Origin of the sequence: Staphylococcus sp. HMSC034C12 (assembly GCF_001835895.1) — a bacterium.
Classification (GTDB): domain Bacteria; phylum Bacillota; class Bacilli; order Staphylococcales; family Staphylococcaceae; genus Staphylococcus; species Staphylococcus hominis.
In genome coordinates this window covers 18,597-33,572 of record NZ_KV826317.1, presented here as the reverse complement: position 1 = coordinate 33,572, position 14,976 = coordinate 18,597, and the positions used below count along the sequence as shown (strand labels likewise).

At 32.1% G+C, this 14,976-nt stretch carries 14 protein-coding genes; 10 read left to right on the top strand and 4 right to left on the bottom strand.

Features of this window, described 5'->3' with window-relative positions; genetic code table 11:
* Positions 1-136 precede the first annotated feature (136 nt).
* From HMPREF2629_RS04380 to HMPREF2629_RS04345, 8 genes are all read left to right on the top strand, one after another.
* Positions 137-3,820, top strand: a complete 3,684-nt coding sequence (locus tag HMPREF2629_RS04380; protein WP_017174959.1) for a nitrate reductase subunit alpha — start codon at positions 137-139, stop codon at positions 3,818-3,820.
* On the top strand, positions 3,810-5,369 hold the full coding sequence (narH, locus tag HMPREF2629_RS04375; protein ID WP_061815423.1) for a nitrate reductase subunit beta: 1,560 nt from the start codon (positions 3,810-3,812) through the stop codon (positions 5,367-5,369). The genes HMPREF2629_RS04380 and narH overlap by 11 nt, the downstream gene beginning before the upstream one ends.
* The gene (gene narJ, locus HMPREF2629_RS04370; RefSeq protein ID WP_002448445.1) at positions 5,362-5,937 is read left to right on the top strand and encodes a nitrate reductase molybdenum cofactor assembly chaperone; all 576 of its coding nucleotides are present in this window, start codon (positions 5,362-5,364) and stop codon (positions 5,935-5,937) included. The genes narH and narJ overlap by 8 nt, the downstream gene beginning before the upstream one ends.
* Positions 5,930-6,619: a respiratory nitrate reductase subunit gamma gene (gene narI / locus HMPREF2629_RS04365; protein WP_017174958.1), complete on the top strand. Its 690-nt coding sequence runs from the start codon at positions 5,930-5,932 to the stop codon at positions 6,617-6,619. The genes narJ and narI overlap by 8 nt, the downstream gene beginning before the upstream one ends.
* A gap of 20 nt (positions 6,620-6,639) precedes the next feature.
* The gene (gene nreA / locus HMPREF2629_RS04360; RefSeq protein ID WP_017174957.1) at positions 6,640-7,092 is read left to right on the top strand and encodes a nitrate respiration regulation accessory nitrate sensor NreA; all 453 of its coding nucleotides are present in this window, start codon (positions 6,640-6,642) and stop codon (positions 7,090-7,092) included.
* Between the two features lie 33 nt (positions 7,093-7,125).
* Complete coding sequence (nreB, locus tag HMPREF2629_RS04355) at positions 7,126-8,136, top strand: nitrate respiration regulation sensor histidine kinase NreB (RefSeq protein WP_202596555.1); 1,011 nt, start codon at positions 7,126-7,128, stop codon at positions 8,134-8,136.
* Between the two features lie 25 nt (positions 8,137-8,161).
* Positions 8,162-8,815 carry a nitrate respiration regulation response regulator NreC gene (gene nreC, locus HMPREF2629_RS04350; protein WP_070813176.1) on the top strand — a complete coding sequence of 218 codons (654 nt, stop codon included), beginning with the start codon at positions 8,162-8,164 and terminating at the stop codon, positions 8,813-8,815.
* A gap of 256 nt (positions 8,816-9,071) precedes the next feature.
* A complete protein-coding gene (locus HMPREF2629_RS04345; RefSeq protein ID WP_049382389.1) occupies positions 9,072-10,229 on the top strand; it encodes a nitrate/nitrite transporter in 1,158 nt (385 codons plus the stop codon).
* A 255-nt stretch (positions 10,230-10,484) separates the two neighbouring features.
* Here HMPREF2629_RS04345 and HMPREF2629_RS04340 read toward each other — a convergent pair whose 3' ends face one another.
* Complete coding sequence (locus HMPREF2629_RS04340) at positions 10,485-10,901, bottom strand: Hsp20 family protein (RefSeq protein ID WP_002488807.1); 417 nt, start codon at positions 10,899-10,901, stop codon at positions 10,485-10,487.
* A gap of 233 nt (positions 10,902-11,134) precedes the next feature.
* Positions 11,135-11,578 (bottom strand): MarR family winged helix-turn-helix transcriptional regulator, encoded by a 444-nt coding sequence (locus HMPREF2629_RS04335; protein ID WP_002448339.1) that lies wholly within the window; start codon positions 11,576-11,578, stop codon positions 11,135-11,137.
* A 281-nt stretch (positions 11,579-11,859) separates the two neighbouring features.
* On the opposite strand from HMPREF2629_RS04335, the gene HMPREF2629_RS04330 reads away from it, so the two are divergent.
* Together HMPREF2629_RS04330 and HMPREF2629_RS04325 are read left to right on the top strand one after the other, a co-directional pair.
* Positions 11,860-12,219: a DUF3139 domain-containing protein gene (locus tag HMPREF2629_RS04330; RefSeq protein ID WP_002448406.1), complete on the top strand. Its 360-nt coding sequence runs from the start codon at positions 11,860-11,862 to the stop codon at positions 12,217-12,219.
* A gap of 366 nt (positions 12,220-12,585) precedes the next feature.
* Positions 12,586-13,863, top strand: coding sequence for a cation:dicarboxylate symporter family transporter (locus tag HMPREF2629_RS04325; RefSeq protein WP_017174953.1), 1,278 nt, complete (start codon positions 12,586-12,588; stop codon positions 13,861-13,863).
* Positions 13,864-13,990: 127 nt separating this feature from the next.
* On the opposite strand, the gene HMPREF2629_RS04320 is transcribed toward HMPREF2629_RS04325, so the two are convergent.
* On the bottom strand, positions 13,991-14,344 hold the full coding sequence (locus HMPREF2629_RS04320; RefSeq protein WP_070813175.1) for a DUF4889 domain-containing protein: 354 nt from the start codon (positions 14,342-14,344) through the stop codon (positions 13,991-13,993).
* Positions 14,345-14,519: 175 nt separating this feature from the next.
* On the bottom strand, positions 14,520-14,942 hold the full coding sequence (locus HMPREF2629_RS04315) for a pyridoxamine 5'-phosphate oxidase family protein (protein ID WP_017174951.1): 423 nt from the start codon (positions 14,940-14,942) through the stop codon (positions 14,520-14,522).
* Positions 14,943-14,976 lie beyond the last annotated feature (34 nt).

Genomic DNA, 14,976 nt, shown 5'->3' with positions numbered 1-14,976 from the left:
GGGATTCTTTTATATGAAATAGGTAATTCCCTAATATAAAAACCATGTGAAAAAATGTACAATTTAAATGAAATTTCTTTAAATAACATTGGACATAAGTAACGTATTACCTTTGCAGGTAGGAGGATTTATATAAATGGGAAAATTCGGATTAAACTTTTTCAAACCAACTGAAACGTTTAATGGAAATTGGTCAGTTTTAGAAAGTAAAAGTAGAGAATGGGAAAAAATGTATCGTGAAAGATGGAGTCACGATAAAGTAGTAAGAACCACACATGGCGTAAACTGTACAGGATCATGTTCGTGGAAAGTTTTCGTTAAAAATGGTGTGATTACGTGGGAGAATCAACAAATTGACTATCCAAGTTGTGGTCCAGATATGCCTGAATTTGAACCTCGTGGATGTCCACGTGGCGCGTCATTTTCATGGTATGAATACAGCCCACTTCGTGTAAAATACCCTTACATTAGAGGTAAACTATTAGATCTATGGACAGAAGCACTTGAAGACAATAATGGAAATCGTATCGCCGCATGGGCATCTATCGTTGAAGATGAAAAGAAAGCTAAATTATATAAAGAAGCACGTGGTAAAGGTGGACATGTACGTGCAAGTTGGAAAGATGTAACAGATATTATCGCAGCACAAATTCTTTATACCATTAAAAAAGATGGTCCGGATAGAATCGCTGGTTTTACACCTATTCCAGCAATGTCGATGATTAGTTATGCATCTGGTGCGCGTTTTATTAATTTATTAGGCGGGGAAATGTTAAGTTTTTATGATTGGTATGCTGATTTACCACCTGCATCTCCTCAAATTTGGGGTGAACAAACTGATGTACCTGAATCAAGTGATTGGTACAATGCTTCTTACATCATTATGTGGGGCTCTAACGTTCCACTTACTCGTACGCCTGATGCCCATTTTATGACTGAAGTACGTTATAAAGGTGCAAAAGTGGTTTCTGTAGCACCAGATTATGCAGAAAATGTTAAATTTGCTGATAATTGGTTAGCACCTAATCCAGGAACAGATGCCGCAGTTGCTCAAGCTATGACACATGTCATCTTACAAGAATTTTATGAAGATAAACCAAGTGATATGTTTGTTAATTATGCAAAGCAATATACAGATATGCCATTTGTATTGATGCTGGATGAAGATGAGAATGGTTATAAGGCAGGACGATTTTTACGTGCAAGCGATTTAGGTATAAAAAGTGAAAATGGTGAGTGGAAACCAGTTATTCACGATGCGATTAGCCACAAACTTGTGGTTCCAAACGGTACAATGGGTCAACGTTGGGAAGAAGGCAAACAATGGAATTTAAAACTTGAAACAGAAGATGGAAGTAAAATTGATCCAGCTTTATCTGTTGCAGAAGAAGAATATGAGTTACAAACCATTCAATTCCCTTACTTTGATAGTCAAGGAGACGGTATTTTCGAACGACCTATCCCAACTAAAAAAGTTAAATTAGCAGATGGTAAAGAAGTACGTATTGCTACAGTATATGATTTAATGGCTAGTCAATATGGTATTAAACGATTTGGTCATGAGTTAGAAGCTAAATCTTATGAAGATAGTGAATCTAAATATACACCTGCATGGCAAGAAAACGTCACAGGTATTAAACAAGAATTAGTGACACAAGTAGCAAGAGAATTTGCACAAAATGCTATTGATACTAAAGGACGTTCGATGATTATTATGGGTGCGGGGATTAACCACTGGTTCAACTCTGACACCATTTACCGTGCTGTATTGAATTTAGTTCTATTATGTGGATGCCAAGGTGTTAATGGTGGAGGTTGGGCTCACTATGTTGGGCAAGAAAAATGTCGTCCAATTGAAGGATGGAATACTGTAGCTTTCGCTAAAGATTGGCAAGGTCCACCACGTTTACAAAATGGTACAAGTTGGTTCTATTTTGCAACTGATCAATGGAAATATGAAGAATCTAATGTAGATAAATTGAAATCACCACTTGCTAACAACATTAAACATCAGCATCCAGCAGATTATAATGTGACAGCAGCACGTTTAGGTTGGTTACCTTCATATCCACAATTTAATAAAAACAGTTTGTTATTTGGTGAAGAGGCAAAAGATGCGGGCGATGATTCAAATGAAGCTATTTTAAAACGTGCGATTGAATCAGTGAAAAATAAAGAAACAGAATTTGCTATTGAAGACCCAGATTTAAGAAAAAATCATCCTAAAACATTATTTGTTTGGAGATCTAACTTAATTTCAAGTTCAGCTAAAGGTCAAGAGTACTTTATGAAACATTTACTTGGTACACGTTCAGGATTAATGGCTGAACCGAATGAAGATGATAAACCAGAGGAAATTAAATGGAGAGAAGATACAGTAGGTAAATTAGATTTACTTGTATCATTAGATTTTAGAATGACTGCAACGCCTTTATATTCTGATATTGTGCTGCCAGCAGCAACTTGGTATGAAAAACATGACTTATCTTCAACCGACATGCATCCATTTATTCATCCATTTAATCCAGCAATTGATCCATTATGGGAGTCACGTTCTGACTGGGACATTTACAAAACATTGAGTAAAGCAATTTCAGAAATGGCTAAAGATTATTTACCAGGTACATTTAAAGATGTGGTAACTACACCACTTGCACATGACTCTAAACAAGAACTAGGTTCTGAATACGGTATCGTTAAAGATTGGTCTAAAGGTGAAGTAGAAGGTATTCCAGGTAAAACTATGCCTAACTTCTCTATTGTAGAACGTGACTATACTAAAATTTATGATAAATACGTTACATTAGGACCTTTACTTGAGAAAGGTAAAGTAGGGGCACACGGCGTTAGTTTTAGCGTTAAAGAAGAATACGAAGAGCTAAAAAGTATGATTGGTACGTGGAATGATGACGATGAACATTCTGTTAGAAACGATAGACCACGTATTGATACTGCACGTAAAGTAGCTGATGCAATTTTAAATATCTCTTCGGCAACGAATGGTAAATTATCTCAAAAATCATATGAAGATTTAGAAAATCAAACTGGAATGGAATTGAAGGATATTTCAAAAGAACGTGCATCTGAAAAAATTTCGTTCTTAAATATTACAGCTCAACCAAGAGAAGTTATCCCAACAGCAGTATTCCCAGGCTCTAATAAAAATAATCGTCGTTATTCTCCATTTACAACAAATATTGAAAGACTTGTACCTTTTAGAACGCTCACTGGAAGACAAAGTTACTATATCGATCACGAAGTATTCCAGCAATTTGGTGAAAGCTTACCAGTATATAAACCAACACTTCCACCAATGGTATTTGGCGCAAGAGATAAAAAGATAAAAGGTGGACAAGATGCACTTGTTCTACGTTATTTAACACCTCATGGAAAATGGAATATTCATTCAACATATCAAGATAATGAACGTATGTTGACTCTATTCAGAGGAGGTCCAGTGGTTTGGCTATCTAATGAAGATGCTGAGCAACATGGTATCAATGATAATGATTGGCTTGAAGTTTATAACAGAAATGGTGTTGTAACTGCAAGAGCGGTAACGTCACACCGCATGCCGAAAGGTACAATGTTTATGTATCACGCTCAAGATAAGCACATTGAAACACCAGGTTCTGAGATTACTGATACTCGTGGGGGATCACATAATGCACCTACAAGAATTCACCTAAAACCTACGCAATTAGTTGGAGGATATGCACAAATTAGTTATCACTTCAATTACTATGGACCAATTGGAAACCAACGTGATGTGTACGTCGCAGTTAGAAAAATGAAGGAGGTAAATTGGCTTGAAGATTAAAGCGCAAGTTGCAATGGTATTGAATTTAGATAAATGTATTGGGTGTCATACATGTAGTGTGACATGTAAAAATACTTGGACAAATAGACCGGGTGCAGAATACATGTGGTTTAATAATGTAGAAACCAAACCAGGTGTAGGTTATCCAAAACGTTGGGAAGATCAAGAGCACTATAAAGGTGGTTGGGTATTAAATAAAAAAGGTAAACTTGAGCTTAAATCAGGTAGTAAGTGGTCTAAAATTGCCTTAGGTAAAATCTTCTATAATCCAGATATGCCGTTAATCAAAGATTATTATGAACCATGGACTTATAATTATGAACATTTAACCACAGCTAAAGAAGGTAAACATTCACCAGTGGCAAAAGCACATTCATTGATTTCAGGAGATAGACTAAATCTTGAATGGGGACCAAACTGGGAAGATGATTTAGCTGGCGGACATGTAACAGGACCAGAAGATCCAAATATTCAAAGAATTGAAGAAGATATCAAATTCCAATTTGATGAAACATTTATGATGTATTTACCTCGTCTATGCGAGCATTGCTTAAATCCTAGTTGTGTTGCTTCATGTCCTTCAGGGGCTATGTATAAAAGAGATGAAGATGGTATTGTTTTAGTCGATCAGGAGGCATGTCGTGGGTGGCGCTACTGTATGACAGGTTGTCCTTACAAAAAAGTATATTTCAACTGGAAAACAAATAAAGCTGAAAAATGTACATTCTGCTTCCCAAGAATTGAAGCAGGAATGCCAACTGTATGTTCAGAAACATGTACAGGAAGAATGAGATATTTAGGCGTTTTATTATATGACGCTGATCGTGTACACGAAGCGGCTTCAGCTGAAAATGAACAAGATTTATATGAAAAACAACTTGATATCTTCTTAAACCCATTTGATGAAGAAGTGATTGAACAAGCAGAAAAAGATGGTATCAGTTATGAATGGATCCAAGCTGCTCAAAATTCACCTGTGTATAAATTAGCGATTGAATATAAATTGGCATTTCCATTACATCCTGAATTTAGAACAATGCCAATGGTATGGTACTGCCCGCCTTTAAGTCCAATTATGAGTTATTTTGAAGGTAAAAATTCAGGTCAAAATCCAGATATGATTTTCCCGGCCATCGAAGAAATGCGTTTACCTATTGAATATTTAGCAAACTTATTTACAGCAGGTAAAGTAGAGCCAGTAAAAGAAGCGTTACAAAAAATGGCAATGATGAGAAGTTATATGCGTGCTCAAGTCACAAACAAACCATTTGATACTTCTAGATTAGAACGTTTAGGTTTATCAGAAATTCAAACAAAAGAAATGTATCGTCTATTAGGTTTAGCTAAATATGAAGATCGATTTGTTGTACCATCTTCACATAAAGAAACCTATTTAGATACGTATCACGCTCAAGGTAGCCAAGGATATGGCGGTGAATATTTCGGAGATAATTGTGAAGGCTGCGGTGTTCCAGTAGGTTCAACGTCAGGAAAATCTGGTCAAGAGATTTATAATGAGAATTTCTATGGAGGTATTTTCCGTGATTAATCTAACACAATTTAAATACTATCAAGAAAGTTTTGGATATCTTGCACAACAACTTAATTTTCCAGAAAAATTAACATTTCATCCTAATACATTTGAAGAAACGATTCATCCTTCGCATCCAGGATATGCAGATTTAATGAAATATCGTGAAATTATGTACCAATTTACTTTATCTGAAATTAAAGCAATTTATACGGATACATTTGATTTCAATAAAACATCACCACTTTATATGACTTACAATAAATTTGATACTCAAAAAGAAAGAGGTCAAATGCTCGCAAAACTAAAAGTACTTTATGAAATGTTTGGATTAAAAATGGTAGATAATGAATTATCAGATTATCTACCATTGATGTTGCAGTTTTTACATGTAGCAAGTTGGCATAATGATCCTCGTGCAGAAGGCAATATTGAGTTAGTGATTATGATTATTGAAGATGGTACATATGAAATGGCAAATCAATTAGCTAAGGAGAATAATCCTTACGCTTATGTGATTCGTGCATTACGAGAAACATTAAAAGCTTGTTTAGACATTCCAAAAGAGGTGACACATCATGCTTAATCAATTTCTTTGGATTATTTACCCATATTTATGTGTGGCAATTTTTATCGTTGGTCATATTGCTCGATATAAATATGATCAGTTTTCATGGACTGCAAAATCGAGTGAGTTTTTAGAAAAAAAACAACTTAAATGGGGCAGTCTGTTATTTCACTTAGGAATTATTCCAGTATTTTTTGGTCATGTGGTGGGGTTAGCTATTCCAGCAAAATGGATAGATGGACTTGGCATAAGCGAAAGTACATATCACTTTGGAGCTGTTTATATTGGTAGTATTTTTGGTATAATGACTCTAATTGGAATGTTACTTTTAACAGCAAGACGTTTAACGATTAGTAATGTGAGAAAGTTAAGTTCAGCTTCTGATATTTTCGTAAATTTCTTATTAATATTGATTATATTTATGGGATGTTTCTCAACTTTAGTTACTAATGCAATGGTAACTGACTTTGATTACCGTCAAACGATTTCTATATGGTTTAGACACTTATTTACATTCTCACCCAATGCAGCACTAATGACAGGCGTTCCATTATCATTTAAAATTCATATCTTATTAGGATTTACAATATTAGCTTGTTGGCCATTTACACGTCTTGTACATGTATGGAGTATTCCATTAGCATATACAAATAGACGTTATATTGTATATAGAAAACATAAAGCACCTCGTGCACATTAAATATAAAAGGAGTACGATATATGATTCCGGAACCTTTGTTTGAACCGGTACATTTTCAGCAGGAACTTGACACACTTAGAAAAAAAGTAAACTGTGATTTTGCTGCTGTTGCACTATATGAAAACCACGAACCTTCTGGACCTATTAAATGGCAATATGTTTCAGGTAATTTAAACAGTCGTTATAAATTGATTGTTTTGAGAAAAGGCAGAGGCTTAGCTGGGACAGTCATGAAAACAGGAAAGCGAATGGTTATAGAAAATGTTTCCAAAACAATAACACCAGAAGAAAAAATTAAGTACCCTATTTTGATGAGTGAAAACTTAAACGCGCTCGTTGCTATACCATTATGGCATGAACAGCATGTTGCAGGCGTGTTATTATTAGGACAAAGAGGTAGTAAAACATTGCCTAAAGTGATTAATCAATTAAATATTAAAGGCCGTTTGTGGGAATTTAATGAAGAAATCTAGGTGATATATGTGTTAGAGTTATATAATCTGCAAATGGAAGACTTACTAAAAAAATATTATGAAACTACAAATGAAAAAATTGTTTTTGTAAACAAAGAAGGAAAAATCATTGCAATGAATGACGCCGCTGAAGAAATTATTTCAAAAGATAATAATTATAGTGCGATGACAAATGCGATTTGTGATCGTTGTGAAGGGTATTCAAATGAATTTGAACTTCAAAGTTGCAAAAATTGTTATTTAGACACATCTAAACCAAACGATATCAATTTTCAAGTGTTTATGAAAACAGTAGATCATAAAGTTCGACCATTTACAGCTTCTTATCAAGCGATTGATGAAGATAATGAGATATATGCATTTACACTTCAAGATATTTCGCCGCAAATTGAAAGACAAGAAAAAATGTATCAACGTCAGATGATGAGAAAAACAATTTCCGCGCAAGAAAATGAAAGAAAACGTATTTCTAGAGAACTACACGATAGTGTTGTACAAGAAATGCTAAATATTGATGTTGAACTCAGATTGCTGAAATATCAAAAAGAATCCTCAGAACTTGTCCAACAATCACAACGTATTGAGGGATTAATGTCTAAATTGATTGATGATATAAGACATTTATCAGTTGAATTAAGACCCTCATCTCTAGATGATTTAGGCTTGGAAGCGGCTTTTAAATCATATTTTAAACAATTTGAAAATAATTATGGTATGCAAATTGTATATCAATCTAACATTAAAGATAAAAGATATGATAGTGAAGTAGAAACGGTTGTTTACCGTGTGGTACAGGAAGCGGTATTTAATGCATTAAAATATGCAGGCGTAAGTTCGGTAGATGTCTTTGTCCAGGAGGTTGGACGTTTATTAATAGCTGAAGTGATTGATCATGGTCAAGGTTTTGATCCGAATTCTCAACCACAAGGTACAGGACTAGGATTGTATGGTATGAATGAAAGAGCAGAGCTTGTAAACGGAAAAGTGAATGTAGAAACACATTTAGGAAAAGGAACTATTATCACTTTAGAAGTACCACTCTAGAGAATGTAAAGGGACTGACTTATAATTGAAAATAGTAATTGCAGATGATCATGCAGTAGTAAGAACAGGTTTTTCTATGATATTAAACTTTCAAGAAGATATGGAAGTTGTAGCTACGGCTGCTGATGGAGTAGAAGCATATCAGAAAGTGATGGAATACAAACCGGATGTATTAATTATGGATTTAAGTATGCCACCTGGTGAGTCTGGCTTAATTGCTACTAGCAAAATTTCTGAAAGTTTTCCTGAAACAAAAATATTAATTTTAACAATGTATGATGATGAAGAATATCTATTTCATGTTTTAAGAAATGGTGCTAAAGGATATATTTTAAAAAATTCACCAGATGAACAACTGATTTTAGCAGTACGAACAGTGTATAAAGGTGAAACGTATATTGATATGAAACTAACGACGTCATTAGTAAATGAATTTGTAAATGTTTCTAATCAAGATGAAAAAGCAACCAATGATCCTTTCAAAATACTTTCTAAAAGAGAATTAGAAATATTACCATTAATTGCAAAGGGATATGGAAATAAAGAAATTGCTGAAAAATTGTTTGTATCCGTTAAAACAGTTGAGGCACATAAAACGCATATTATGACTAAATTAAATTTAAAATCTAAACCAGAGCTTGTAGAATATGCGCTTAAGAAGCAACTTTTAGACTTTTAAATATATTGAATAACTTAAATAATGACACTTATATTATATTTCACCAACACATGATATTCATGTGTTGGTTTTTCTTTGTCTTATTATTTAAATATAGGGGGATTATTAGAGAGTATAAGGGAAACTCCTTATGTTCATATTTTCACAAAGTGATTAAAATTTAACTGTAATCAGTAATTAATCACACAAATTGGCTATATTGATATGTGATTTAATTATCGATAATAGAAAATAAAACATTGATGAAGGTGAAAAAATGAATAAAACTAAGGGTGGTTTTCAACTTACGTTACAAACTTTAAGTCTTGTAGTTGGATTCATGGCTTGGAGCATTATTTCTCCATTGATGCCATTTATTTCACAAGATATTAAAATTAATCCAGGACAGTTATCAATTATTTTAGCGATACCAGTTATCCTAGGATCGATTCTTCGTGTACCATTTGGTTATTTAACAAATATTATTGGCGCTAAATGGGTATTCTTTTGTAGTTTCATTATATTATTATTTCCTATTTTCTTCTTAGGACAAGCCCAATCGCCTGGTATGTTAATGGCGTCTGGATTTTTTTTAGGAGTAGGAGGAGCCATTTTCTCTGTAGGTGTCACTTCAGTTCCTAAATATTTTTCAAAAGACAAAGTAGGATTAGCAAATGGTATTTATGGAATGGGAAATATTGGTACAGCAATTTCATCATTCTTAGCACCTCCTATTGCGGGTATTGTAGGATGGCAAACAACAGTAAGAAGTTATCTTATTATTATCGCTATTTTTGCAATATTAATGTTTTTCCTTGGAGATGCTAAAGAACCTAAAGTTAAAGTACCTTTAGGCGCTCAAGTTAAAGATTTATCTTCAAACTACAAACTATATTATTTGAGTTTATGGTACTTTATTACATTTGGTGCTTTTGTAGCATTTGGTTTATTCTTACCTAACTATTTAGTTAATAATTTCGGAATAGATAAAGTAGATGCAGGTATTCGATCAGGAGTATTTATCGCATTAGCAACATTCTTAAGACCTGTGGGTGGGATTTTAGGAGATAAATTCAACGCGGTTAAAGTCTTGATGATAGATTTTGTTGTGATGATTATCGGTGCAGTTATTTTAGGTGTTTCAAGTCATATTGCCTTGTTTACTATAGGTTGTTTAACAATTAGTATTTGTGCTGGATTAGGAAATGGACTCATCTTTAAACTTGTGCCATCTTATTTTGCTAAAGAATCTGGTACTGCAAACGGAATTGTTTCTATGATGGGAGGGTTAGGTGGTTTCTTCCCACCACTTGTTATCACGTATGTTACTTCATTGACAGGTTCAAGTCATTTAGCATTTATTTTACTAGCTGTATTTGGAATACTTGCTTTTATTACAATGGGTCATCTTTACAAAAAAGAATACGCAAAATAAATATACAACGTAGTGCACTAGCACTACGTTTGTTTATTAGCTTATGCTAAGCACCTATTTTTTCAATAATCTAATGTAAAATGAAAGATGAATACAACGTACTTTGATGAGAGATTGAAATAATAACACAAGCTGAAACTACCCTCTAAGAGAGTAAGGCAATAATACGAAGAATTATAAATAAGCCAGTAAATGAATGTCTCATCACTCATTTACTGGCTATTTTTCTGAAAGTTATATCTCAACTTCTTTTATTTATTCTACTGTAATTGTAGTACCTTCGTCTTCTTCAGTGACATTCTTAGGTAAAATCACCACTAAAACACCATCTTCATAACTTGCTTTGATTTGATTTTTATTAATATCTTCGAATTCAAAGCGTCTTACCAATTCTCCGCTTGAGCGTTCACTTAATTGAACACTACCTGTTTGCTCAGATACTTGTTTAATTACTTTAATCGTTAAAGTAGCATGTTCATATTTAAGATGAATGTCTTGTTTCTTTACGCCAGGTAATTCGGCTTCTAGAACATATTGATTTTTTTGACTGTAAACATTTGTTGGGAAGCTTTTAGTTGAAAATTGGTTAAATACTTGTTCACCTAGATCACGAAATACATCTCTTGGATTATTTTTAAAAATAGCTTGATCAAAAAATTCTCTATTATTCATATATGAAATCTCCTTTTCAGAGTAATATGTCATAAAATATATTGAAATTTTACAATATCATTATATAAATAGAGATACTACACGTAAAGTAAAAGCAATTTGAAAGTTTGAAGAATTAAAAAGTGAAAGATGTGGAATAAAGAAACATGACAAAAGACGTCGATATTATGTATTAGTTAGAAAATAAAAGAAAGAAGGAACAATAATTACTTAGCTTTTGTCATGTGTATTAACTATTCAGCATTAGAGCCGAAGTTCTCTGAAATAATATGTCTTAAGCTACTAGCAAGGCCATCCGCTTCATCGTCAGAAATATCAAAATCATTAAACACTTGATTAGAAATTTGCTCTAATACTGGTTTAATGTCTCTACCATTTTGAGTTAATGAAATTTGTAAATTACGTTCATCTTCTTTTTCTCGCATGCGTTGTACGTAACCTTTTTTCTCTAATTTTTTTAAGAGAGGCGTTAAAGTTCCAGAATCTAAGAAGACGCGTTGACCAAGGGACTTAATGTTTATTTTTTCGTCGTTTTCAATAGCCATAAGAACCATAAAACTTGTGTATGTTAAATCATACTCTTTTAGATAGTGAGTATATTTTTTAATTACCTCTTTTGAAGTAACATAAAGTAAAAAACATAATTGTTTACTTAAATAACTGTCCTTTACATACATATTCTTTCCCCCTCAACTTACTTAAAGATAGTATGAACAATAGCTATTGTCAAGACTATTGTTAGAGTAATATATAAGTTTTTTAATAAATTTAAAAGTAAATTTAAATAAGTCTACATATAATTTTAGATTGTTGATTTATTTCAAATTCTAAATTAAATTATTAGTATATTTTGTTACAAAAAAGATGTATCACTTTAAAAAAGTTACTATTTCATTCATAATTATTTAAATGATAAAAGAAGCTATTTTATTGAGTAATATGATGAAGGAGTGCTCTGATGAGTAAGAAGCAAAAGATTATTAGAATTATTATTATATTAGCTATTTCTCTTGTATTAGCTATTGCGTTCTTCTTTGGAACGAAAGCGTATCAAGGGCATAAAAATGTGCAACTTGTAGACAATTATATAGAACAAAAACATTTGAAAGATAAAATTAAATCAGAAAAGACATTATATAGCGCTAAAAGAGGCGTTTATTATAAACAAGTGGTGTTTAAAGACGAGCCTAATTTAACATATATCATTCAGCCAATTGGTACACGTAAAGGTATTTTAGTTGAAGGCTTTGATACGGAAACCAAGAAAAGCATTAAAAGTGCAAAACATAACTATTTCAACCAAAATTATAAGCCATAATATATAATCAATACGTAGAACCAGAGATATTAATGATGATTACTACTCAAAAAAACAATATCTATAGAAAAATAGATATTGTTTTTTTAAATGAAATTTTTTGTTAAATGGTAAAGGTAAACGAGTTAGTTAAAAAAGATTTTAGAGTAATGTAATTCATTTATAAACCGCTCTTACATTGAGAAGGTTAAAGATAGTGATTGAATTCCAACATCTATATTCTAAAAATATTCTCACTTTTCTGTTTTTAATTAATTATTTTTGCCAAATTAAATATGTATATTATTTAATAGTTTTTAATTTGTTATATCCGAATTTTGAATAATTTGATATAATTAAGCGATGTCAGAAGAAGGGGGTTTCAACGTGACTCTGTTCAAGAGAAAAGTTAGCCTACCTATGCAAGTATTAATTGCATTAGTGCTAGGTGTAGTAATTGGTTTATTATTATTTGGACAAACAGGTGTTGCAAATTATATTAAACCTTTCGGTGACGTTTTCTTAAATTTAATCAAAATGATCATCATCCCAATTGTATTCTGTTCACTTGCTTTATCTATTTCGAATTTAGGGGATTCGAAAAAAATAGGAAGCTATGGATGGAAATCAATTCTTTATTTCGAAATTATTACAACCATCGCCATCGGTTTAGGTTTAATTATTGGTAATATTTTTAAACCAGGAATTGGATTAGATCCTGATAAGTTACCTAAAGGCGATATTACTAAATATCAATCAACTGCGTCTGCCGCAGAACAATCTACATACGGTAACCACTTTATTGATACAATCGTAAATATTATACCAACTAATATTTTTGAAGCTTTAACTAAGGGTGAGTTATTGCCAATTATTTTCTTCGCAGTATTCTTTGGTTTGGGATTAGCTGCGATTGGAGAAAAAGCTGAACCAGTTAAAGGTTTCTTAAACGGTACATTAGAAGCCGTATTTTGGATGATTAATAAAATCTTAAAATTAGCACCAATTGGTGTATTTGCATTTATTTGTACAACTGTTATGACATTCGGTGCTTCAGCTTTAATTCCATTAGCTAAACTTGTTTTAGTAGTTGTGTTTGCGATGATTTTCTTCATTATTGTTGTTTTGGGTATTGTAGCAAGAATTTGTGGAATTAGTATTTTCTCAATCATTAAAATACTTAAAGATGAATTATTACTTGCATTCTCTACTTCAAGTTCTGAAGCAGTGTTACCAGTAATGATGAATAAAATGGAGAAATTTGGTTCACCAAAAGAAGTGACTTCTTTTGTTATACCAATTGGATATTCGTTTAATTTAGACGGATCAGCCTTATATCAATCTATCGCCGCTTTATTTGTTGCTCAAATGTATGGTATTCACTTATCATTATCTGAACAAATCATTTTAATGGTGACATTAATGGTTGCATCTAAAGGTATGGCAGGTGTGCCAGGAGTATCTATCGTAGTGTTATTAACAACATTGGGGGCAATGGGCTTACCAGCTCAAGGTCTTGCGTTAATTATCGGTGTAGATCGTTTGTTAGACATGGTTCGTACATGTGTGAACGTTATTGGTAATGCATTATCTACAGTAGTTATCTCTAAATGGGAACATGTTTATGATAAAGAAAAAGGTAAGAAATATCTAGAATCAATTTAAAAAAAGAAATCTGACATTTTTAGCGTCGCTTGGATAAGCGATGCTTTTTTATTCAAAAAGAAAAAGCGAGATAACTGATTTTAAATGAATGTTATCTCGCTCTTTATACTGCCTAATATATCAAAAGCTACATGCCTTTCATATCATGCATTTCATGAATTTTCATCATGAGACCATGTGGCACTTCATCATGATTTACTTTTGATACTCTAGAAAATGAATCAGAACCTTTTTCTTTTACTAAAAAGACAAAATCGCCTTTTTTTACTTTTACATTAGTGTTAGAAGGTAATTTAACATTTTTCTCTACTTTTTCAGTTTGTTCATTTATCATTTTATCAATAGTGTGACTATCTTTCATATAGCCATAGTAGGATTCTTTTTGCTGACCATTTAGCATTACAATGACTAAAATAATGCTAACAATTAACATAATTGCAATTAAAAAAATTCCTAACCTTAAACCTTTTTTGTTCTTCATTAAGACTCTCCTTAAATATATTAATTTATTTATACAAAAAATAGAATTAAATTGCAATAAAAGTTTCACAAAAATTCAATTGTACTTCAACTAATATAAATGAAGCATTATAAATAAGCAAAAAAGAGTAGATAGAATTCATGATACATTCTATCTACTCTTATTAACAATCAAATTAAAGATCAATTGTGATTGGTGTATCAATATCATCATCATTCATTAAAGTAATCGTTTTTGGATTTATTTTTAACACACATAAATTAGAATCCTCTTTAGAATCGAAGAATGTTTTGTCTTGTGTTTCCCACAACCAATCAATGACTTTCTGATCTTCTACAATGTCAATACTTGCTTCTATTTCAACAAAACTATTATTTGTTGTTTCATTATAGCCTAGTAAAATATATGCTTCTGGATTACTTTGAATTTCTTTTACTTTAGAACTTTTATTGCTTGTTTTTGTATATAAATTAAGACCATCGTTATAAAACACCATATATCTGCTATTCGGTTTATTATTATATGCAGTTGATAATACACCAATTTTAGAAGTATTTAAAACTTTCTCAATCGCTTGAGTCACTTTTTGTTTATCCAAACTAATCATCTCCTTATTATATTAATATCCCTTT